The organism is Paenibacillus sp. J22R98 (assembly GCF_059383835.1).
The window spans coordinates 1-20,607 of sequence record NZ_JBXENW010000020.1 but is presented as its reverse complement, the minus strand read 5'-3'; the positions used below and the strand labels follow the sequence as shown (position 1 = coordinate 20,607).

20 protein-coding genes are annotated in these 20,607 nt (G+C 49.0%); 7 read left to right on the top strand and 13 right to left on the bottom strand.

Translation table 11 applies throughout. From position 1 onward, the window contains the following. Nucleotides 1-138 precede the first annotated feature (138 nt). The 3 genes from AC50Y3_RS29825 (at nt 139) to AC50Y3_RS29815 (ending at nt 2,836) form a co-directional block, all read left to right on the top strand. Complete coding sequence (locus AC50Y3_RS29825) at nt 139-363, top strand: hypothetical protein (RefSeq protein ID WP_494822287.1); 225 nt, start codon at nt 139-141, stop codon at nt 361-363. 56 nt (nt 364-419) lie between these two features. Then, complete coding sequence (locus tag AC50Y3_RS29820; RefSeq protein ID WP_494822286.1) at nt 420-1,970, top strand: DHA2 family efflux MFS transporter permease subunit; 1,551 nt, start codon at nt 420-422, stop codon at nt 1,968-1,970. A gap of 665 nt (nt 1,971-2,635) precedes the next feature. Next, nucleotides 2,636-2,836: a hypothetical protein gene (locus AC50Y3_RS29815; protein WP_494822285.1), complete on the top strand. Its 201-nt coding sequence runs from the start codon at nt 2,636-2,638 to the stop codon at nt 2,834-2,836. A gap of 27 nt (nt 2,837-2,863) precedes the next feature. On the opposite strand, the gene AC50Y3_RS29810 is transcribed toward AC50Y3_RS29815, so the two are convergent. From AC50Y3_RS29810 to AC50Y3_RS29770, 9 genes are all read right to left on the bottom strand, one after another. Then, nucleotides 2,864-3,040: a DUF2691 family protein gene (locus AC50Y3_RS29810; protein ID WP_494822284.1), complete on the bottom strand. Its 177-nt coding sequence runs from the start codon at nt 3,038-3,040 to the stop codon at nt 2,864-2,866. A gap of 208 nt (nt 3,041-3,248) precedes the next feature. Beyond that, nucleotides 3,249-3,497 (bottom strand): DUF2750 domain-containing protein, encoded by a 249-nt coding sequence (locus AC50Y3_RS29805; RefSeq protein ID WP_494822283.1) that lies wholly within the window; start codon nt 3,495-3,497, stop codon nt 3,249-3,251. 505 nt (nt 3,498-4,002) lie between these two features. Next, on the bottom strand, nt 4,003-4,923 hold the full coding sequence (locus AC50Y3_RS29800; RefSeq protein ID WP_494822282.1) for an acetamidase/formamidase family protein: 921 nt from the start codon (nt 4,921-4,923) through the stop codon (nt 4,003-4,005). 298 nt (nt 4,924-5,221) lie between these two features. Then, nucleotides 5,222-5,821 carry a TetR/AcrR family transcriptional regulator gene (locus AC50Y3_RS29795; RefSeq protein WP_494822281.1) on the bottom strand — a complete coding sequence of 200 codons (600 nt, stop codon included), beginning with the start codon at nt 5,819-5,821 and terminating at the stop codon, nt 5,222-5,224. 181 nt (nt 5,822-6,002) lie between these two features. Next, nucleotides 6,003-6,539 (bottom strand): hypothetical protein, encoded by a 537-nt coding sequence (locus tag AC50Y3_RS29790; protein ID WP_494822280.1) that lies wholly within the window; start codon nt 6,537-6,539, stop codon nt 6,003-6,005. Nucleotides 6,540-6,908: 369 nt separating this feature from the next. Further along, nucleotides 6,909-7,064, bottom strand: a complete 156-nt coding sequence (locus AC50Y3_RS29785) for a hypothetical protein (RefSeq protein WP_494822279.1) — start codon at nt 7,062-7,064, stop codon at nt 6,909-6,911. A 623-nt stretch (nt 7,065-7,687) separates the two neighbouring features. Then, a complete protein-coding gene (locus AC50Y3_RS29780; RefSeq protein ID WP_494822278.1) occupies nt 7,688-7,879 on the bottom strand; it encodes a hypothetical protein in 192 nt (63 codons plus the stop codon). A 196-nt stretch (nt 7,880-8,075) separates the two neighbouring features. Continuing rightward, nucleotides 8,076-10,835, bottom strand: coding sequence for an alpha-mannosidase (locus AC50Y3_RS29775; RefSeq protein ID WP_494822277.1), 2,760 nt, complete (start codon nt 10,833-10,835; stop codon nt 8,076-8,078). 157 nt (nt 10,836-10,992) lie between these two features. Further along, complete coding sequence (locus AC50Y3_RS29770; protein ID WP_494822276.1) at nt 10,993-12,318, bottom strand: glycoside hydrolase family 125 protein; 1,326 nt, start codon at nt 12,316-12,318, stop codon at nt 10,993-10,995. A gap of 468 nt (nt 12,319-12,786) precedes the next feature. Between AC50Y3_RS29770 and AC50Y3_RS29765 the strand changes: the two genes are divergently transcribed. Genes AC50Y3_RS29765 through AC50Y3_RS29755 form a run of 3 tightly spaced genes read left to right on the top strand, consistent with a single transcriptional unit; the run spans nt 12,787 to nt 16,200 of the window. Then, entirely contained in the window at nt 12,787-13,731 is a 945-nt protein-coding gene (locus AC50Y3_RS29765) for an ABC transporter permease (protein WP_494822275.1), read from the top strand. Between the two features lie 15 nt (nt 13,732-13,746). After that, nucleotides 13,747-14,676, top strand: coding sequence for a carbohydrate ABC transporter permease (locus tag AC50Y3_RS29760; RefSeq protein WP_494822274.1), 930 nt, complete (start codon nt 13,747-13,749; stop codon nt 14,674-14,676). Nucleotides 14,677-14,715: 39 nt separating this feature from the next. After that, the gene (locus AC50Y3_RS29755; protein ID WP_494822273.1) at nt 14,716-16,200 is read left to right on the top strand and encodes an ABC transporter substrate-binding protein; all 1,485 of its coding nucleotides are present in this window, start codon (nt 14,716-14,718) and stop codon (nt 16,198-16,200) included. Nucleotides 16,201-16,503: 303 nt separating this feature from the next. On the opposite strand, the gene AC50Y3_RS29750 is transcribed toward AC50Y3_RS29755, so the two are convergent. From AC50Y3_RS29750 to AC50Y3_RS29740, 3 genes are all read right to left on the bottom strand, one after another. Beyond that, nucleotides 16,504-16,794, bottom strand: coding sequence for an aldo/keto reductase (locus tag AC50Y3_RS29750; RefSeq protein ID WP_494822272.1), 291 nt, complete (start codon nt 16,792-16,794; stop codon nt 16,504-16,506). Continuing rightward, nucleotides 16,791-17,306 (bottom strand): aldo/keto reductase, encoded by a 516-nt coding sequence (locus tag AC50Y3_RS29745; protein WP_494822271.1) that lies wholly within the window; start codon nt 17,304-17,306, stop codon nt 16,791-16,793. The genes AC50Y3_RS29750 and AC50Y3_RS29745 overlap by 4 nt, the downstream gene beginning before the upstream one ends. Before the next feature lie 335 nt (nt 17,307-17,641). Beyond that, nucleotides 17,642-17,818: a DUF7660 family protein gene (locus AC50Y3_RS29740; RefSeq protein WP_494822304.1), complete on the bottom strand. Its 177-nt coding sequence runs from the start codon at nt 17,816-17,818 to the stop codon at nt 17,642-17,644. Nucleotides 17,819-18,185: 367 nt separating this feature from the next. On the opposite strand from AC50Y3_RS29740, the gene AC50Y3_RS29735 reads away from it, so the two are divergent. Next, a complete protein-coding gene (locus AC50Y3_RS29735) occupies nt 18,186-19,547 on the top strand; it encodes a catalase (protein ID WP_494822270.1) in 1,362 nt (453 codons plus the stop codon). A 258-nt stretch (nt 19,548-19,805) separates the two neighbouring features. Here the strand turns inward: AC50Y3_RS29735 and AC50Y3_RS29730 are convergent, their stop codons facing one another. Beyond that, nucleotides 19,806-20,249, bottom strand: coding sequence for an ASCH domain-containing protein (locus AC50Y3_RS29730; protein ID WP_494822269.1), 444 nt, complete (start codon nt 20,247-20,249; stop codon nt 19,806-19,808). Between the last annotated feature and the right edge of the window lie 358 nt (nt 20,250-20,607).

Genomic DNA, 20,607 nt, shown 5'->3' with positions numbered 1-20,607 from the left:
TCCGAATAAAAACTGGCTGCTGATCGGGTCGCCTAGCGACAACGACCAACAATTTATTATTCTCAGAAATGAGTAGCAATTCATGAATTCCCGGAATTTCACATTCTCCCGCGTCTTCCGCCGGATTTTCTCGTTCGGATGTTCTTCGGCGAGTACTTGGACGGCGACACGCTGATCGATTGGGTCCGTGACGAGATCCGTAAGTCGGAGGAGGACGGCGAGAAGATTCGACATATGCAGGAGCAGCTGCCCCCCGGCCTTCCGCCGGCGAAGACGCTCTGCCTGGACATCGGTGCCGAGTTGAACGCGGCCAAAACCCGAACGCTGCAGGAAACACTGCGAAAGCTGACGGTGCAAAGCTAACACTGACGCGGCAGCGCGCAAGAGACAATGACCCGATTCAAACATCAAACGAAGGAGTGAGAGAATTGTCCGTATCCAAAGCATCCAGACATACGGGACTGATCGTTCTGTCCATGGCGCTTGGCCTGCTGATGGCGTCGCTCGACAACACCATCGTGTCCGCCAGCGTCAACAAGGTCATCGCCAACATCGGCGGCTTCGATAAAATTTCGTGGGTATTCACCGCCTATATGCTTGGGGCGACAAGCACGATGCTCATTTTCGGCAAGCTGTCCGACCTGTTCGGGCGCAAAAAGTTTTACCTCATCGGCATTGCCCTGTTCCTGATCGGCTCGGCCCTATGCGGCATGGCGCAAACGATTGATCAATTGATTTGGTTCCGAGTCATCCAAGGCGTCGGCTCCGGGTCCGTGTTTCCGATTTCCTTTTCGATTATCTTTACTTTGTTCGGCGACTCTAAACAAGCCGCCAAGCTATCCGGCGTCATGGGCGCTGTGTTTGGCTTGTCGTCCGTCGCCGGTCCACAGCTCGGCACGCTCATCTCGGAGCATTTCAGCTGGCGCTGGTGTTTCTATGTCAACCTGCCGATCGGCCTCGCGTCCATGACCGTCCTCCTCTTCGCCCTTCGCGAATCGAAAGCCGAGCGCAAGCCGAGCATCGACTACCTCGGCGCACTGCTGCTGGTCGTAACGACCATCTCCGTCCTGCTCGCGCTGGAGCTGGGAGGCAAAAACTACTCTTGGGCGTCGTGGCAAATCATTAGCCTCTTCGCGCTTGGCGCGGTCGGCGCGCACCTGTTCCTGATGGTTGAATCGAAGGCCAAGGAACCGTTGCTGCCGCTCGAGATTTTCAAAAACCGGCTTGTTCTCGGCACCAGCCTCCTCTGCTTCTGCCAAGGATTCATCATGTTCTCGGCCATCACATACCTGCCTCTGTACGCGACAAGCGTGCTCGGCAAAACAAATTCCAACGGCGTACTGACGCCGATGATGGCTTCCTTAATTAGCGGCGCCATCCTGGCCGGCTACATCGCGGCAAGGTTCCGCTTCCGAACGATTATGACCGTCAACATGGCGCTCGGCGTCATCGCCTCCGTGCTGCTCATGAACCTTTCGCCCCACATGCCGTACTGGCAGGTGATCGGAATCATGATTTTGCTCGGACTCGGCGTCATTGGCCCTCTGATGAGCTTGGCTCAGAACGCTGTCGCGATGTCCGTCGACCAAACATACATCGGCATCGCCTCCTCCGTTGTCGGCTTCTGGCGCAATATTGGCGGGGTCATGGGCGCTTCCATCATGGCGGTTCTCGTCAACGCGAGCCTGAAAGACTCTTCGCGAGAGGCTATCGATAAATTCAAGATTCCCGCTGAACAGGCGGCGAGCCTGACCAATCCGGAAACAGTGCTTAGTGGCTCTTCCCAAATGCCTGCCGATCTCCTTGCCTTTATGCGACACGGCATCGGCGACGCCATAAGTCACGGCTTCATCCTGTCACTCATCGTCATGGCCGCCGGCACGCTTATCGCCTTGACCATCGGCGGCGCACGACTGCAGAAGAAACCCGAAACCGACGGAGAGCAGCCTTCCGTGGCCCATTCGGCGTAACGCGGCCTGCTTTTGTTAGCAAGCCCCTATATGTCCAAAATATCCCTGATGTCCAGTGAAAATAAAGTTTTAGACTGAATAACTTGATTTTAACGGGGCTTATGAGGTCAAAAATAGTTAGCTTCAGAAAATAGTATTAGACTGGAACAAAAAATCAAACAGCGGCGGACCAAGACTGAAAAATAAAGTCTTAGACTGCCGCTGTTCTCATTCAACTAAAGTTATCTAAATAAAAAACAGTCATTACATAGCACATTAGCACCATGTTTTAGATTGCTGTGACACCGATCACAATGAGTTTCGGTTTTTAAACCAAAAAAAACGTTTGACCTTCTTCTGATTGTTTGGAAGCGAAAACGAACGAGCTTCTAGGGCGTATTTTGGGTGATGAAGGAGCTCCCGACCCAAGCAAAGAAGGCTATAATGAATATAATTGGGCCCTTCAGGATATTGCTCAATGCAGGGTGATGATTTCATCACTCGAGGCAGAAGTTGCAGAACTTGAGAAGAAGAAAGCAGCGTTGTTGTCTTCGCATTGACGCGCCGCTCTTGGCGTTGAAAACAAGTCCTGCCTCTATGGACTCCTTTTTGTCGACAAAATCCCCCTTTTGGTTTATATAATAGGGCGACTCCCTGCGCTATGCTTATATGCAGGAGGCGATATTATGAATGGCTACGACTTGTCGGCGGAATCGACTATATACAGAAACAAGATGACTGGAGAGCTTGTGAACGATGGCGGGGACGTGATTCATTCGCGATCGAGCAGATTCGGAAAGTTGATTATTCGAGAGGGTTCGGACACGCTTGAGGAGATCTCGATCGAAGAATTTAAGCTTCTGTACGAGAAGGTAAGGCGCTATTAACTTCCAATCAATCCCTTCAAGGAACTTTTAACGGATTCGCGCCTGCGCCGCTAGAGTTCCTTTTCCTTTTTCCTTTTCATTTTGCTTTTCCTTTTTTTCTAACCAGTTATACTTCTTACAATCCAAAGGCTTCAAAATGTTAATAAGCCATTTCCCATACTCATTGGGAATCTCGAAACTTATACCTCTCACACTGTCTACCATTTTACTTGCCCTTGTTTCCGCAAAATTTCTTCAGTTATCAAGACGATGTCTCTAAGCCACTCTCCTATTTCTTTTACTGAAGTATATCATCTCTAATTATTCTGCCCTTTAGCGAAACAAAGGCAGCCGGCTGGAAGTCGGATGCCTTCTTGTTTTTATTACATTATCGTTACCCGCATGTGAGGAAACTGAATTATTTCGAGGGAGTTCAACACTTCAACCCATTTTCTCTTTTATAATTAATTCTCTCTGCAATCAAACATGGTTTTAAATCATAACCAGTTGCACTATTCCCACCCCAGGATTTCGTTGGCCAGAAGGGCATTGATATTTCACCGTTCAGATTTGTTGAAGCGGAAAAACCCTGCTCATCTTTCACTGTCCATACTGATTTATTATTCAGAATCTCTTTTATAAAAGCATGATTTTGTAACCAAGACTGACTCACATAACACACTATGGTCCTCCAACTATTGGGACAGGGAGGCGTTGGATTGAAGTTGCTCCAGAAGCTTGCGTGTCTCGATGCGCTTACCTGCCCGTTAGCAGAACAGGCCGCCCGATTAATTAAATATGCCTATACATAAATGATTCATGAATGATAAATTAGGGTTCTTAACTCACTATGAAGCTCTTCAGGGATGGAATAACCTTCACTGCCACCTGGCTTTTTTACAGACGGGTTCGACAGTACTAGTAACCAGTAACCCAACTCCTCGTTAGTTGCCAATTCAAAAACACCTCCAGGCTGTCCTCCATATCTTACGACACGGAATCATTATCTTGAAGGTGTTTTGATTTGTCTCACATTTAACGGCATGAAATAAAGGCTGCTTAGACTATTCCAGATTCGCGTGATTGTTGAACATGGCTGCGCCGCTGTACCCTTAGCCGAAATGCTGGGGTGGGGTTATAAAACATCAGTTCCCAAAGATCGGCAGCCTCATTCTGAATTATTGAATTTACTTTTCTCGATTTAATTGCGATAAGACCGATTTCGGCAGTTTGCAAACTACGCTGTAGGCGGGGTTAAACATGTTGGCAATTTCATATTCCACTGCTTGACCCAGCAACAAGCTGGCTTCCGAAGACGTTATGCCGAAATCTTCCTGCAGCAGTCGATACATTTCGGTCGTTGCATGTTGAAGCGCCTGGTCAAGCGGCCGTGCATTGCCGATACAAAACCAATGCGCATCGTTTTCACCTCTCGGCCAGCCTATTTTTTTTCCTTTTTGAACGCTAACTGTAAACCGAACATCCATAGATATTTCGAGCCCTGTACCGATGATTTCCCCATCGCCTTGCAAGGCGTGACCATCACCTAAATAAAACAATGCACCTTTGGAAGACACCGGAAAATAAACTGTAGTGCCTGCGACCAGTCCTTTATAGTCCATGTTTCCGCCATACTCGCCGCTCGTAGCAGTTGAGATGAACTGACCATTAGAAGGTGCTACACCAAAACAGCCTAGAAAAGGCCGTAAAGGCAGCTTCAATTCAGCCAGCCCGGGCGATGGCTCCTTGAGATAAGCAACCCCTTGTGAAACATCAACCGTCCAGCGCACGATATCCGATGCCGGCAGTGAAGCAGCAACATATGGTTCGATAACTGCTGGGGCAAGCATGTTGGTAGTCCAAGCCCAATCGCGGTTCGGAGTGATTGATTCGAATTTAACCGCTAGCATATCACCGGGCATCGCTTCTTCCACATAGAAAGGTCCTGTCATTGGATTCCCTCGTGTAGCTGCGCTTTCGCCGTTATTATCCCAGCCTCTCGCATCGACCGTCGTCGTTATGACCGTATCCCCATCCCGAATCGTCAATATAGGTGGATGTTGGCCTATCGTATTATAATAAAGCTGCGGTATGAATTGATAAATCATGGCTACTCCTCCTTGATTGGATAGTCTATCGTTTCGACAACTGTTATAAATTCCCTCCCAGCATAACATTTATTTGCCACCGAAATTCCTCCACAAGTTTACTTCGCAGAGGAGTTTTGGCTCTCCTTTGTGAATAATCAATTTGATGTTGATTGAGCCGGAAGTTTAGAAGAAGTTTTGCAGGGCTTTCATGACAATAGCGAATCCGACGCCCACGGGAAAGAACTGATAAATCGAACTCCCTTTTGCGTCCGCCTCGAAATGTTCTTGTCACTCGACATCGCACAAACGCCAAAATTTATTTTCTTTCTATACTACCATCATCCAAATTCTTCAACCCATTAAACGCCAACAAAATTACGGCTTTAATTTTGTCCGCAGTAAATGTTTCTCCCGAAATTAACAAACGATAAAATAAAGGCCCGTAAATCAAATCAATACTGGAATTTAAATCCAGTTTGTCGTTGAGTTCGCCGCGATCTATGCCTCTGGTCAAAATCATCGCTGATTCCAAGCGTCTTGACTTTACATAATAATCGCGGAATACTTGCATCAATGACTGATCCATCTGACCTTGACCAATTAATTCGGCAATTATGTTACCTTCTTTACTCTCCATAAATGAAGCTAAATTAGTCGCGTAGATTATAATATCTTCCATAACCGATCCGGTGTCCGGTATGGGCATCTGACTTGCTGCAGCTTCAAAGAAACCATCCGCAACGACAGCTGCTTTGTTCGGCCACCATTTATAAATGGTCGCTTTGCTTACGCCCGCCTTCTCTGCGATTTTCTCTATAGTAACGGCTTCATACCCGTTTTGAAGCAATAGCTCATACGAAACGGATAAGATTAAATGCTGCAGCTTTACATCTCTGGGGCGTCCTTTTTGAGCCATATCAATCCCTCTTTCCATCCTTTGGCTTCAGTATATCGGAAATCAACATATTTACAAAACGCTCCGTTCATTATATATTGATATCCACACATTAAGTAGACGATACGTTCACTTAATATCTCAACGGCCATGAAAAAGAAGAATCCGCTGTTACAGCGGATTCTTCTTTCTTTATATTCGATTACATCGGTTGAATGGGATTGTTCTTCAAAATATCTTCTACTTCTTGGTAACCATCAAGATAGGCAAAGTTATATCGAGCCGGAAGTGCGAACACATATTTGTCATTGCGAGTTAGTTCGCTTGGTCCCACAGGCGCTGCGCCGATGAAAAATTTCTGCTGCTGAAGCGCGTTCCATTGATCAATCGTAAAGACATAAATTGGGATGTCCTGTCTAGGCTTGTCAGCTGTCCATTCAGGATGGCGGATGCCGATGGACGCGCCGCTTACTGCGACCTTACCGTCTGTCGCATCCAAACCTTTCCATTTGTCCGTTACGATCGTGTACCCTTTCCAACTGTCCGGCAGCGTGAAACGGAAGCCATATTGGGTATTCTCATAGACGGTTTGGTGAACTTGATTCGCTGTTTGTGCAACGATTGATACTACCTGTTCAGCATGATTCGCTCTATTTGCGGACACGATAGCCGGTACGGATTCGGCGACAACAGCCATCAGCAGCAGCAACGCTGCAACTCCCTTGTTTATCTTTTTCATGTTCATTTCCTCCTCAAAAGCTTTTCGTTTAACCCGATCAATCTATTCGAGTGTTTCGATTTGAATTCAATACATAGAATTTCACCTCTTATTTTTTTGGAGACAAGTGACAGGTGGCTTACAACCTCATATTACCTAGACCAGCCTCGAAAGTGATGACAGAAAGGTAACGAAACAGTTACAAGTAGGTAACGAAAGATTTTACCTGTTAGGAATGTCTAAGGATAATGGTGTGGAATGAGATCAAGTTCTTTTCTATTTCGGGAATGGGATCAAGTTCTTGTCATTTGGTTTTGACAAGAACTTGATCCCATAAACAAAAAAAGCCGCGATTTTCGCGACTTTTAATGAGATCAAGTTCTTGTGATCCTACACCAGCTCCCAGGGTGTCGGATGACAAGAACTTGATGTCTGAATCCACTTCACATCGGCTTCTGGATAAGCGCACTCCGTTGCTTCGGCTCGCAGGTCGACGACTACTTCAACACCTTCGTTTTTCACCATCGCTTCTGGCCGCCCATTCATAAATAAACTAATACCTTCCTCAGGGCTTTTCAAATTAATTTACATTCAGGGTTGGTTTCGAAGATCGTATTTCGCTTACTCTTGTTTATTGATTGCTAGTTTTTTTGAATGACCTCACTCGAAGTTTTGCCACGATAAATAAATATATAAAACCGCCAATGAAAAGAAGATAACAGAAAGCCGAAGATTCCTCTTGCAAGACAACTCCCAATATTCCTTTATTTCCATATTACCATATAAAGCCCAATAAATTTCTTTAAATTTCCATTTTCCCGATAACGTAACAGGCCACCGACTAATGATCGGCAGCCTATTTTCAGTTGTACTAATGTAATCATTCGGTAATGTTACCACATCCCCTCTTCAGTCAAGGTTCTGGTAACCCCAAAAGGCTGACTCATTCGTGGGCAGTCTTTTTTCAAAGGGTATTTTTCTGCAAAGTCAACCAGTGCTGATACAAGGCCAAGCGCGATCTGCGCTTTCCCCTTAGTATTCAATTGTGATTGCAATTGTTTTTGTCCCCTCGCTTCAAACGCTCCACTTCTGAAATATTGTTAATCGGACTTCAACTCAGTCTTCGAACACTTGTACAAATATCGTTAACCGAACATTGTTATACCTCTTTACATAGCTTCATATCCGAACTGTTCAAGCATGAGAATCGTTTCATCAATATCTGCTTTAGTTGTTCGGGGGTTGATTGTGCACATACGAATGACGGTCAGTGCTTTAAGCTCAGTAGAACTCAACGGTGCAAATCCTTCTCCGCATATTCTATCTATTATATTTTTGTTTATGTCATTGATTTCTTCCATTGATTTTCCTAAAGCTTTAAATCGATTAATTATGTTGGTGGATTTGTGTCCCTAGACAAAATGAATATAGACTTTCTTTATGCTGACTGATGCATTAGACCCTACCACCCTTCAAAAAAAAGGCATCCGAAGCTGACCCCTATATGATATGCGAGCCATGACTTGTCGCCGCCATTATAAAATCTTGTGTATACCTTTAACTCGTAGCAGACGAGATGCCGGCTGTATAAATCTCGCACGGTCCCAGCTCCGCCGCGAATGAAGCGTTTGTATGGCCAGCCAACGGCTGCACACGTTCACACGCACGCTCAAGTATGTCGCTTTTGTACGCCATAACGGTCTCACCGACATTCGAAGTAACTTGAAGCATCGCTTCCTCCGGCCGCATATTGAACCAGCGCAGCATCAGATCGCCGGATGCTGCCGAGATCTTCGCCGAGGAGAAGGCAATGCCTTCACCCTTCCAAGTCATGAAGGCATGAATCGGCGCGATCACTCCATCGTGTATGTCGGTTTGCACAGCAGTCCAAGGTGTCTGGAATTGATAGGCCGAAGCATACGCGCCAGATACTGCGCCGTCCCCTTGATGCGGAAGGATCAGTAACTCGGCTGTCTGCATGCCTAGGCACTGCGCTTCCGGCGTTGGGAAGACTCCCCAGTCGCCTAGCTCAGCGACGGAACGAAGCAAGGTGACGGCAATCGTATTGCGGCCATCACGCAACACTTCGTATTCGTTCAAGCCTTTGTTCGCAATGGTGAGTCCTTGCGTCCCGTCGCTGACATCGGCAAAAGCCTGCTGATGCTGTGCGTTGCTCGGATTTTCCCACTCGGCCGCCGGTTCGTTGTCTCGAACCGCGACTTCGAAGATCGTGTCGGCACGGTGTACGGAGGCAATCAGGTCCGTCGGGAACAGTGCGCGAACGCGGTGATCCTTCGCCTGGTTGTCTATAGTGACGCTGATGCCTATGCCGGAGCCTGAACGCTCCAGACTGACGATGGTGCGTATGGAGAACGGTACGAAGTCGGTCGACCGTCCGGCTTTGCGTTCCGGATAGTACACGGCTTCTTGCTTCTCCTGCTCAAACCGCTCGTCGGCCGAGGCCGGAATTGACCAAAGGTGTACGATTTCGAACGCTGCGCGGTAGGCGCTGTCCTCGGTCACGCGAATTTCCGCCGTGATCCCTTTAGTCGTGAGCGCTGGCTCTCCATCCGGCTGCTTGAACATGTATTCGTTGCCAATGTCACCGGCATCTTCATAAATCATCAGATCGCGGTAAGTACGTCCGCTTCTGTAATCCGTCACCGTCAAGGTGCCGTCCTCAGCAATTTCGACGCCGAGATTCCCGTTGCTCATCGAACGCGATCCGGTCAAAAGCGATGGCTCCTGCGGCGCGTCAGACGAATTAAGCACCCAAGCGTAGGCTTTTAACCCGAGCGCCGGCACCTCTGCCGTTTCGAATGTCAGCTTCACGCGCCGCGCCCAATACGGCTGGCGGAACCTGTCTTCCGGCAGGTCGTAGCCGAATTGCAGGCCGAGATCCTCCATTGTGCAGGCGACGGCGATGCCTTCAGAATCAACGAGCGTACGCCCTGTGATTGCTATGCCCTTCATCATGCGAATCATTTCGTTCGGGCTGATACCTTCCCGGAAATAGACTCGCGCAACGTCTAGCTCGACTTTCACGACGCCGCTGCGGTTCCAGCCCGTCGTGTTGAACACTATTAGCGGCAGCGCTTCCTGACCGAACATGGTGAACACGCTCGTATCGACGGCGCCGGCAAGCGCAAGAGCACTGTCGTCCACTATCGTCTCCGCGACATGACGGCTCTTGTCGAACCGAATGACCATCTCGCGGTGCACTTCGTCGACGCTGCAGCCACAAATGCTGTCATGCGGGTGGTTCTGCATGAGCGTCTTCCAAGCATATGTCAACAAATGATGCGGGTACTTGGCTTGTCCCGTCGCATGCGCGAGTGCGGCGAGAGGCTCGGCGACTTTCTCCAGCATCGTCTGACCGATTTGGTTCATCTGTTTCAAATACACCCTAGCCGAAGCCGTGTTCACCAGTGTCGACCAACCGTCCGTCCGCTGGCTTCGCAGTTCACCCCGCACGACCGACAGCGACGTGTCGTTCAACGACGACTTCAGCGATGCCAGATATTCCGGGAAATTCGAATGGACGAAATCTGTGTCCGGATATAGCTTGCTCGCCACGTGAATCGCTTCGGGCAAGTCCGTCTGGATCGGTTGATGGTCGCAGCCGTTCATGAATAGCAGCTGTCTCGTTGACGCGTATTTGCCGGCGTCGGCCAGCTTACGATCCCAATATTCCTTGGCTTCCGCCTCGTCCACCGGCACTTCGTTCCCGTTGCTGTACCAGTTGGCAAATAAAATGCCGAGCACACGCGAGCCGTCCGGCCCTTCCCATACGAGCTCAGAGAAGGATGATTCATACGCAGCATCCGATACCATATTATTGAAGCCTGTCGGCTTGACGCCACGGCCAAACACAGTGTTGTCGATGTCTGCCTGCTGCATGAGCTGAGGTGCTTGACCGATAATTCCGAACGTGTCGGGAAAATACCCAATCTTGGCGATCGTACCGTAATACGAGGCATCCTGATGCCCGATCTGCAGATTACGTACATTCGCTTCGCTGCTCGTCAGGAACGCGTCTTGCAGAACGTACCAAGGCCCGATGTGGATACGGCCTTCGCGAATCCATTTCTCCAGGCGCTCGCGCCGGTCGGGACGTACCTGCAGATAATCCTCGATGATGATCGTCTGGCCGTCGAGGTGGAAGCTCCGATACTCCGCATTGTTCTCCAGCGTGTCCATCAATGTATCCATGAGCGTAATCAACCGGACGTGATGCTTCTCGTAAGGCAAATACCATTCACGGTCCCAATGGGTATGGGAGATAATCTGCGCCGTTCTTCTTTTATTTGCGTTCATCAAGATGAATGTCACCCTTCCTTGTTCCGTTCTTTATGACTTAAGCCTCTCGTATCTCTTATCGCTCACGACAGCGGCGGCAGGAAAGGCGCCGTCGAAGAAAACAATGGTTTTGGCGCAAACCGAAATTGTCAATGGAGTCATTTGAGTCGCAAAATTAGCCATCGAGCAGCCCCGCTTTCATCGCCTTGTACACCAATTGTGAGAACAAGCTGTTGGACCAAGCAAACCATTTACGCGTAAATACGCTCGGATCATCCGAATGGAAGCCCTCGTGCATATAACCGGTGCCTCCATCCGTCGCTTCCAGCAGTGCTATCATCGCAAGCTTCTCCTCGTCTGAGGAAGCCGTCAGCCCTTGCATGGACAACGCCATATGCCAGACATAGTTCGGGGGCGTATGCGGGCTGCCAATGCCGCGGGCCACCGCGCCTTCGTAATAGAACGGGTTGTCTTTACTGAGGGCAAACCTGCGTGTATTCTGATAAATCAGATCATCGCCGTTTACGTAACCAAGATACGGAATCGAAATAAGGCCAGGCGTTCCAGCATCGTCCATCAGGCAATGATTGCCATACCCGTCGGTTTCGTACGCATAGATCGGTCCGTAATCAGGATGACGGTAAATGCCATACAGCTGAATGCCGTGGTCGATTTCCCGCTCGAGCTTCGCCATCTCCTTTTCAAACGACAGGTCGCGGAAGACGAACTCGGCGATTTCCCGCATTTGCCTTAGAGTAACGACGGCAAACATATTATCCGGAATGTTGTAATGAAAATCGCAGGCGTCATCGCTCGGACGGAAGCCTGACCAGATCATCCCCGTATAGTTAACAGGCATTCCGCGGCCTTCGTTCTGGAGCGTATCGTGTTTGATACCATTGTCACGCTCGAAACGGTAAGTGGAGTGCTCGAAATGGAACTGCTCCCGTTTCCAGAGATCGACCGTCGCGCGCATCGCGATCTTGAAGTCCGCGTCGAAGATATCCGCACGACCTGTTTCTTTCCAATAGGCAAAAGCAAGACGCATCGAGAAGCAGATAGAGTCAAGCTCGAATTTACGCTCCCATACCCACGGCGACATATCGGTCTTATCGTCGGTGTTCCAATGCCAGTCGTTCGCCATTTCGTTAAACGCGTTCGCATATGGATCGATGGCGATATTGCGCATATGAAGCATAATCAGCCCATTGATGATTCGCTGCAAATCGGCATCTTCTTTGGCGAACGGCACGTAATGCATCACTTGCTCTACGGAATCGCGCAGCCACATCGCAGGAATATCCCCTGTGATGACGAACGTCGTTCCGTGTTCAAGCAGCTTAGTCGTCGTCTCCAGCGTGTTCGGAAAACAGTTCTTGAACAGCCGCAGCAGCTTAGGCCGATGCGCTAGTCTTGTCTCTGCTTCAGCGAGCACGTCCTGAATGGATTGCGGCAACTGAAGAGCCGGCATGTCGATTTTAGGTAATCTGAATTGTTCCATGTTTCGTTGTATCTCCCTCTCTATTCAATAACGACGTTACTCTTTAACGTAAAATCGGGTAGGCGAGAACGATTGGCCCTGTAGCTAGCACCCCTATCGCGCCTACTGATTTTATAAAAAGCCACCATTCACATCCATTCATCATCAGCTAGTTCTCTCTCGGTTATACGGCCTCTTTGCTTCGGCTGGTTTTTGCCTGGATGAGCTTCACAAACAGTATCTAAATGAACGTTCTTTTTTAGTCAAAATCATACATGGCGTGCTCGATAGGCGCAGTGACGTCAACGATTGAATTGGCAATCGATATTGAATGATGAATAGAAAAAAACATAAAAGTTAATTTTATCTAAAGTGAAAGGATCGTTATTACTGTGTAAATAAGGCAAGGCAGTTTAAGATTGAATGAAAATAATTGTGGCTTGCACGTTACGAATACAAGGAGATTGATCATGGAAGGGAGTGAATCACATGGAGACAAAGAGCAAGCGCAGACATTTGCGAACACGCTGGCGAACGCAGGATACCGAGCTGACGCTTCTGGCTTTGCCGACAACGGTCTGGTACATTCTGTTCTGTTTCTTGCCGATGTTCGGCATCATCATAGCCTTTAAGGATTTCAAAATACATGGGGGCTTCATAAGTAACATCGTGCACAGCAAGTGGTCCGGCTTTGATAACTTCGAGTTTCTGTTTAAGTCAAACGATGCCTGGATCGTCATCCGCAACACGCTGGGCTACAATACCGTGTTCATTATTCTCGGTATCGTAGTACCAGTCTCCTTAGCGCTGATGGTCGGTCAGCTGCACAGCCGCAAGGCCGGCAAAGTGTATCAAACGTTGATGTTCCTGCCTTACTTCTTGTCCTGGGTCGTCGTATCCGCGGTGATCTGGGCGTTCCTCAGCTTCGATAAAGGGATTGCCAATCAGTTTCTGGCCGACCTTGGCAAGGATCCGGTCAACTGGTATATGGAGGCCAAATACTGGCCGTACCTTCTCGTATTTATGAACATGTGGAAAGGTCTAGGCTACGGCATGGTCGTCTACTTGGCAACGATTACCGGCATCGATAGCACCTACTACGAGGCCGCCGTTATTGACGGCGCATCGAAGTGGCAGCAGACGAAATACATTACGCTGCCGCTTATGAAGCTGGTTATCGTGATGATGTTCATCCTGTCGGTCGGCCGTATTTTCTACACGGACTTTGGGTTATTCTTCCAAGTCCCGCGGGATTCCAACTCGCTGTTCAACGTGACGACAACTGTTGACGTGCTCGTCTATAAGCAGCTCAAGACCGCTACGGTAGGCATGGCCTCGGCTTCCGCTTTCTTGCAATCCGTGCTCGGATGCGCGACCATTCTAATCGCTAACTGGATCGTCCGCCGTGTTGATCCGGACAGCGCCATGATGTAAGGAGGAGCGAAAGCAATGTCATCGAAAGCACATTTTGAGTCCGGTCTCGATAAATTCAACCGGATCAGCGGTGTTATGAACGTCGTTTTCCATATCATCTTTATTCTGATAGCGTTGGTTTGCCTGGTGCCCGTCCTAGTGGTTTTGTCGGTCTCGATCTCCAGCGAAGATTCCATTCGGCAAACGGGATACCACATTATTCCCAGGGCTCTCTCGGGAGAGGCGTACCACTATATCTTGCAGCAAGGGAAGCTGATCTCTCGCGCACTCGGAGTATCTGTACTCGTTACGGTTGTCGGCACTGTGCTTGGCATCCTGCTTACTACTTCAATGGGTTATGTCATTTCCAGACCTAACTATAAGCTGAATGGGCTGTTGACATGGATCGTGTTCATTCCCATGGTATTCAACGGAGGGCTGGTGTCCAGCTACTACATCAACTCGACCCTGCTCGGGCTCAAGGATACGGTTTGGGCTCTCATTCTGCCGCTGGCCGTCTCCTCCTTCAACGTGATTATTTGCAAAACGTTCTTCAGAAGCACCATACCGGATGGATTAATCGAGTCTGCGGAGATGGACGGCGCTAGCCAACTACGCATCTTCTTCTCCATCATTCTGCCGATTTCGCTGCCGGTTATCGCGACCATTGGCCTGTTCCTCTGCTTCTCGTATTGGAACGACTGGTTCCAATCCATGCTGTATATCAACAATCAAGACCTGTACTCGCTGCAAGCGCTGCTGAACAGCTTGATGAGCAACGTAGACGCACTGGCGAGGAACGCTGCGAGCTTGGGCATTAGCTACGCTGAGCTGGTGGCGACGATGCCGAAGGAATCCGCCCGCATGGCTGTGGCGATTATCATTGTCTTACCTGTTGCTGCCGCTTACCCGTTCTTCCAGAAGTATTTTATATCTGGGCTAACGGTCGGTGCTGTGAAAGGTTAATGCAAGATGAAATAAATCAATTCAGGGAGGTCCATGGATGTGAAAAAGACATTGAAACACTTGCTTGTCCTTAGTACGGCTGCTCTCCTGACAACTTCACTCGCTGGTTGCGGTTCGAAGAGTACGAACGATTCAAACAATGCGCCAAGTAACCAGAACGCCAACAATCCAGCAGGCGGCGAAGCGCCTACGCTGGTATGGTGGACGATTGGCGGTCAAACGCCTTCGAACTTCGACAAGGCGATCGCAGCCATGAATGACTACACGGCCGAGAAGATCGGCGTGAAGGTCGACATCAAGGTCGCAAGCTGGGGCGACTGGGACACGAAGATCAACACGATCGTGAACACCGGCGAGCCCTTCGACATTATGTTCACGAACAACAGCAAGTACAACCAGCAAGTAAACATCGGCGCTTTTGCCGACATTACCGATTCCGTTCAGAGCGATTCGCCGGATCTCTACAAGCTCATTCCTCAGAAGGTATGGGATGGAACGAAGGTTGGCGGCAAAATCTATTCCGTACCGACGTATAAAGATTCTTCGTTGACCCAGTATTGGGTGTTCGATGACAAGTATGTACAGAAATACAAGATCGACACCACAAGCATCAAGACTATGCAGGACTTGGACAAGCCACTGCACGATATTAAAGCTGGCGAAGGCAAGAGCTTTTATCCATTGCCTCTTACGCAAGGCGATGGCTTTAACGGCTTCTTCAACCGCTATGACGATATGACGCTCGGTCTGCCGCCAATCGGTGTGAAAGTCGACGATGCTTCCCGCAAAGTGGTCTCCGTACTCGAGGACCAAGAGGTAATGAACGATCTGAAGCTGCTGCATAAGTGGTACCAAGACGGCATTATCAATCCGGATGCACCGACGAAGACAGAAGCGGACAAAGGACGTCCTTTCTTCGCTGCACAAGCGTTCCCAGGAGCTGAAGCGAGCTGGCAGATCAATGAAGGCGTCGCGAAGTACGATATGTTCCCGATCTTCGGGCCGATCTACACAACAAGCACGATTCAAGGTTCTTTGAACGCGATCTCCGCGAACTCCAAGTACAAGAAGGAAGCGCTCAAATATTTGCAATTGGTGAACACGGATCCAAAGCTGCGCAACATGCTGGCATTCGGAGAGCTTGGCGTCGACTATAAGAATGTAGACGGCGAGAAAGTAGTCGAGCGTATATCAGATACATGGCCGCTCGCTGCTTATACGCAGGGTACATTCTTCGATATGGCGGTTACCAAAGGCGCTCCTGTCGATCAATGGGATCAAGTGCGCAAGCTGAACGACCAAGCTATTTCTTCTACGAGCCTGGGCTTTGCGCTTGATATCAGTAAGCTAAGTACAGAAGTATCTAACACGAAAGCCGTTTGGGACAAATACCGCTACGAGCTGATGACAGGCGCATCTGACCCGGAGAAGACCGTTCCGAAGATCATTTCGGAGCTGAAGGCAGCCGGCATGGATACGATTATGAAAGCAGCTCAAGAGCAGATCGACAACTACTTCAAATAACATTGGCAAGAGAAAACCAGTTTCTAACACGTAATGGAGTACTGCGGCGGCAATCTACTCTCAAAAAGAAACTGCCTCAAAACAAAAGCAGGATCTTTAATTACTGGATTAGTCGTCGCTTTCATTTCGGCAATCGCCTTGTCAGAGTTCGCCGTCAATAGTCACCGCGTTAGTTACTCTTTGCTATTCTGTTTTTCACATTCATAACTAAAAAAAGCGACGGGATCACATTTCCCCTTCGCTTTCTTATTTTCACTTTACGGCGCGGCATCCATTTGATTCAATAGGCTTGCCTTACCCGACTTATCCGGGGACTAAACTGGTGATTGCGTTGATCTCTTCCGGCGATAAGCGAATGCTAGCAGCTGCGAGATTCTCCTTGAGATGATCGATGCTCGTCGTCCCTGGGATTGGCAGTATCCGCGAAGAGCGATGCAGCTGCCAAGACAACGCGAGTTGCTGAACCGTTACGTCATGTTTCTGAGCAATGGGGTCCAAGGCATCACGAAATCGTTTGCCCTCATCACCTGATGGCACGGAGGCCGGGTGCCACGGCGAGAAGACGGTTCCGGCTCCTTCTGTTACCTTGATCAACTCCGCACTAAGCCGGGTACCAATGTAATAGTGACCGTAACGGCGGCAATATCGGTAATGCCCATCGCAATTCGGAGTTGGTCGGTACTGACGTTAGACAGGCCAATATGCCGGATCAGACCATCCTTACGCATTCCGGCAAAGGTCTCGACGATTTCTTCGAAGGGCGTGTCAGTCATCGTCGGCGTATGCAAGTAATAAAGGTCGATGTGGCCGATCCCTAAACGCCTCATACTCATGTATGCACATTGACGTAAATAATGCCGGTTACCCACGGCACTCATATCGGCATACTCGGGACCGCCCCGCACAAAGCCACCTTTAGTGGCGATTACCAGGTTCTTCGGATAAGGGTGCAAAGCCTCGCGGATTAGCTCCTCGTTAGAGTGAGGACCATACACGTCGGCTGTATCAATGAAATTGACGCCTTGATTGATAACCTCCCGCAACAACGCGATCCCTTTATTCCGATCAGGGTATTCGCCCCAGACCTTAGGTCCGGTCAGTTGCATGGCGCCTTACCCGATCCTATTAACAGTCAACTCACCGCCGATTGTAGACACGCAGCGGCATATTTATTTGTCCCTTGTCATCATTTTAAAAGGACAGCCAAAATAAATCTGGGCTGTCCTTTTTTAGAATAAATGATCCAATAGATTTGTCACTGTTTCTTAAATGCACTCTGTGTTTCCTACTCGACTGTTCTAATTTTATAGTCTCCCCCAACTGACCAAGTTAATCATTATTAGTTCAATTCACGATGGCTCATGTGCAAAAGTTCTTCGCTGATTGTCCAAAGCTTCTCCGCCGACCGGCGTGTTCTTCGAAGTGCAATTTTATCCCTTAGTTATTCGTATATTTTAGCTGCATATAAAATATCAGCAAAAACCTTCCAGGTTGGTTGTTCAGGAATGGTCTGGTTGGTGTTTGAATAGTAACCATCCATATCCCGTATCCATCCCAGCATTGCTTTAAGGTATCTGTCTAAAGTTGGATTTTCCCGGTCTTCCTTATTTGTAAGCAACTCCTTCGTAACCAACAATCTGTATCGTTTAGTAACTACGGAGAAGGTATCATCTTACTGTCCATTATTGGAAAACAATACAACTTCTTGTCTTTTTAAAAGGACAAGAAGTTGTATCTATAATAAAAAAACCGCGTTTTACGCGGAATCTATGTTCTTGTCCTCTTACAAAAGAATCTGTTGGACCATGCCGTATTCCTCTAAAGGGCGTCCGTTAACGGAGAGCGGCAGTCCGCCCATCCCGCTGCCAATTGGGCATATTTTTGTGAGTTTCTGTCGGATGACAAGAACAATATTTCTGTCGTTCTTCAATCATGCAAAAGCATCCCTCCTCATACCTTTCTATATACCCAAAGGAGGTAGAGGGATGAACGAGAATAATGACCATCGCCCGGATAACAGGCCGGGCCAGACTCGGCCTGCCCAGCACTCGCAAACGGTTGGCGAACGAGGCCCCGTCCTCGAACAGGACAGCCTGCTGCATGAAACGCTGGAGACATTCGTGCATTCGACCATGCTGGAAAGGCCCGTGCACGTCAAAGGCTGCGGCGCGTTCGGCTACTTTCAGACGACGCATGCCATGTCGGCGCACACGAAGCTTTGTTTTCTGCAGCAGCCGGGACAGCAAGTCCCTGTCACGGTGAGATTTTCGCTGGCCGTCAGTAACAAAGGCACGCCGGATACGTCCCGAAACATACGTGGCTTCGCCACAAAGTTCTATACGGATCATGGCGTGTTCGATCTGGTCTTCAATCATATCCCCGTGTTCCTAGTCAGGGACGCCGTCCGTTTCCCGGAAGCGGTTAAAGCGCTCTCGCCGTCGCCCGTCAACAACCTCATTAACCCGGAAATTTTCTGGAACTTCATCGCCCGTGCGCCGGAAGCGACCCATCTTATCCTCTGGCTCTTCTCCGACGCGGGCACGGCCAAGAGTCTGCGCCATATTCCGGGCCACAGCGTCAATACATACGTCTGGGTCAACGCGCAAGGTTTCCGAAGCTACGTCAAATATCATTGGCTGCCTCTCGCCGGCACGCAGTATATTGACAGCAGTGAAGCGGCCAGGCTCGCAGGTGAGAATCCGGATTATGCCGCGCAAGACTTGTATGACACGTTGCACGCTGGCAAGACGATTGAATACGGGCTCTACGTGCAGCTGATGAACCCCCAAGACGAGGCCGCCCTCCCTTATGATCCGCTAGACGATACGAAGCTGTGGGATGAACGGCAGTACCCGCTGCTCCCGGTCGGGAAGCTGGTCTTGAACCGCAATCCGAGCAATTATAAGGAGCAAGTGGAGAAACTCGCGTTCTCCCCATCCAACCTGCTGGAAGGCGCTGAACTATCCGACGATAAAATGCTGCAAGGCCGCGCCAATATTTACTCAGATTCGCAGCGGCGGCGGCTTGGACCGGATTTCCGTAGCATTCCGATTAATCATCAGTTGAACTGGACGCCTGACTCGCAGATCACCAGCGGCAACGGGAGATTTGTTGAAGGACGCCTGACGCGATCCGATATCCCGAAGCAGGATGATTTTACGCAGGCTGGTCAGTATTATAGGGCGCTTCCGCCAATTCAGCAGGAGCATCTCGTCGATAACCTGGGTGCCAATCTGGCTACTGTCTCTCCCGGCACGCAAACGTTCGTACTCGGCTACCTCACCCAAGCAGATGCCGGGCTCGGTCAGCGGGTCGCCCGCAAGATTCAGGCACAGCCTAAAGGCTAGGTTGCGTTACGAGAAATTGCGGAAATGGGATCAAGTTCTTGTCATCTGGTTTTGACAAGAACTTGATCCCATAAATAAAAAAGGTCGCGATTTTCGCGGCATTACGGATATCGTCGATAAGAATTTCGCTATCGATGACGCGGTTGCTTTTACGACGCTTTAGCCAGTCGTAGTAGCCCTGCCGGCTTACCTTAAGGGAGACTGCAGAGTAAGTGATTGGTCAAGTCAGAACCTCCATTAATTGATTGTTTACATAGGTCATATCATTAACTCTTCGCCTATCGGATAATCCCATAGTCCCAGTTTTCCCTTCACTGGAATATAGGGCTTCAGCAGACGGAAACCCGCTATTTCCCACGCAAAATAACCTGGACTGTAATCGCCTAACAGGAAATCATCCCCCGTCACGACCTTCCCGCAATCCAGAATGGCTGACGTATGATTAGCGTCGATGACTTGATAACAATTCGTAAGCTCGCAAGTTGCAAGGATAACCCCCGTAGGGAGGTTTTGTTCCGTATAGCCATTCTTGGCGAGTAAAGAACGGATGGGTTCATATTTGCAGGCCTTCTTATCGACTTTCTGGCTTGCATGAATGGCCAACGGACCGCGATACCGGGTCTTCCAGGATCTTGTTTCATAGAGAGTCTCGTCTTGGACAAGCAGAGTCGCCCACGGTTGAATCATGGATAATACTTTCATTCCTCTACGCTCCATTACTGTTCATAATGAAGTACTATTCCCCAAACATTCTCCAGACTTTCCATACCTTCCGCACGTACACCCATAAAAAACCTCAAATAGATAAAGCTGTCTTCAGAAATCGTGAAAATAAAGTAATTAAATTAGTATCAATAATAAGTTCATATTGAAAAATAGAGTTGTTTATCGGTAGCAAAAGCACAGATTATCGTGTGGTTTAAAACAAAAAAAGAGCCTAACCTTGCTATATGGGACTGACCCCATAACGTGAGACAAATTAAAACACCTTCAAGTGAAAGACCCCATGTCGTAAGATGTGGAGGACAACTTGGAGGTGTTTTTGCGTTGGCAACTAGAG

Excerpts from the sequence above, each read along its gene's own strand:
- AC50Y3_RS29825 (WP_494822287.1), top strand. The coding sequence starts at position 139 with ATGTTCTTCGGCGAGTACTTGGACGGCGACACGCTGATCGATTGGGTC.
- AC50Y3_RS29770 (WP_494822276.1), bottom strand. The coding sequence starts at position 12,318 with ATGGAACAATTCAGATTACCTAAAATCGACATGCCGGCTCTTCAGTTG.
- AC50Y3_RS29790 (WP_494822280.1), bottom strand. The coding sequence starts at position 6,539 with ATGAAAAAGATAAACAAGGGAGTTGCAGCGTTGCTGCTGCTGATGGCT.
- AC50Y3_RS29735 (WP_494822270.1), top strand. The coding sequence starts at position 18,186 with ATGAACGAGAATAATGACCATCGCCCGGATAACAGGCCGGGCCAGACT.
- AC50Y3_RS29730 (WP_494822269.1), bottom strand. The coding sequence starts at position 20,249 with ATGAAAGTATTATCCATGATTCAACCGTGGGCGACTCTGCTTGTCCAA.
- AC50Y3_RS29795 (WP_494822281.1), bottom strand. The coding sequence starts at position 5,821 with ATGGCTCAAAAAGGACGCCCCAGAGATGTAAAGCTGCAGCATTTAATC.
- AC50Y3_RS29815 (WP_494822285.1), top strand. The coding sequence starts at position 2,636 with ATGAATGGCTACGACTTGTCGGCGGAATCGACTATATACAGAAACAAG.
- AC50Y3_RS29775 (WP_494822277.1), bottom strand. The coding sequence starts at position 10,835 with ATGAACGCAAATAAAAGAAGAACGGCGCAGATTATCTCCCATACCCAT.
- AC50Y3_RS29745 (WP_494822271.1), bottom strand. The coding sequence starts at position 17,306 with ATGCAACTGACCGGACCTAAGGTCTGGGGCGAATACCCTGATCGGAAT.
- AC50Y3_RS29780 (WP_494822278.1), bottom strand. The coding sequence starts at position 7,879 with ATGGAAGAAATCAATGACATAAACAAAAATATAATAGATAGAATATGC.
- AC50Y3_RS29760 (WP_494822274.1), top strand. The coding sequence starts at position 13,747 with ATGTCATCGAAAGCACATTTTGAGTCCGGTCTCGATAAATTCAACCGG.
- AC50Y3_RS29800 (WP_494822282.1), bottom strand. The coding sequence starts at position 4,923 with ATGATTTATCAATTCATACCGCAGCTTTATTATAATACGATAGGCCAA.
- AC50Y3_RS29765 (WP_494822275.1), top strand. The coding sequence starts at position 12,787 with ATGGAGACAAAGAGCAAGCGCAGACATTTGCGAACACGCTGGCGAACG.
- AC50Y3_RS29785 (WP_494822279.1), bottom strand. The coding sequence starts at position 7,064 with ATGAATGGGCGGCCAGAAGCGATGGTGAAAAACGAAGGTGTTGAAGTA.
- AC50Y3_RS29810 (WP_494822284.1), bottom strand. The coding sequence starts at position 3,040 with ATGGTAGACAGTGTGAGAGGTATAAGTTTCGAGATTCCCAATGAGTAT.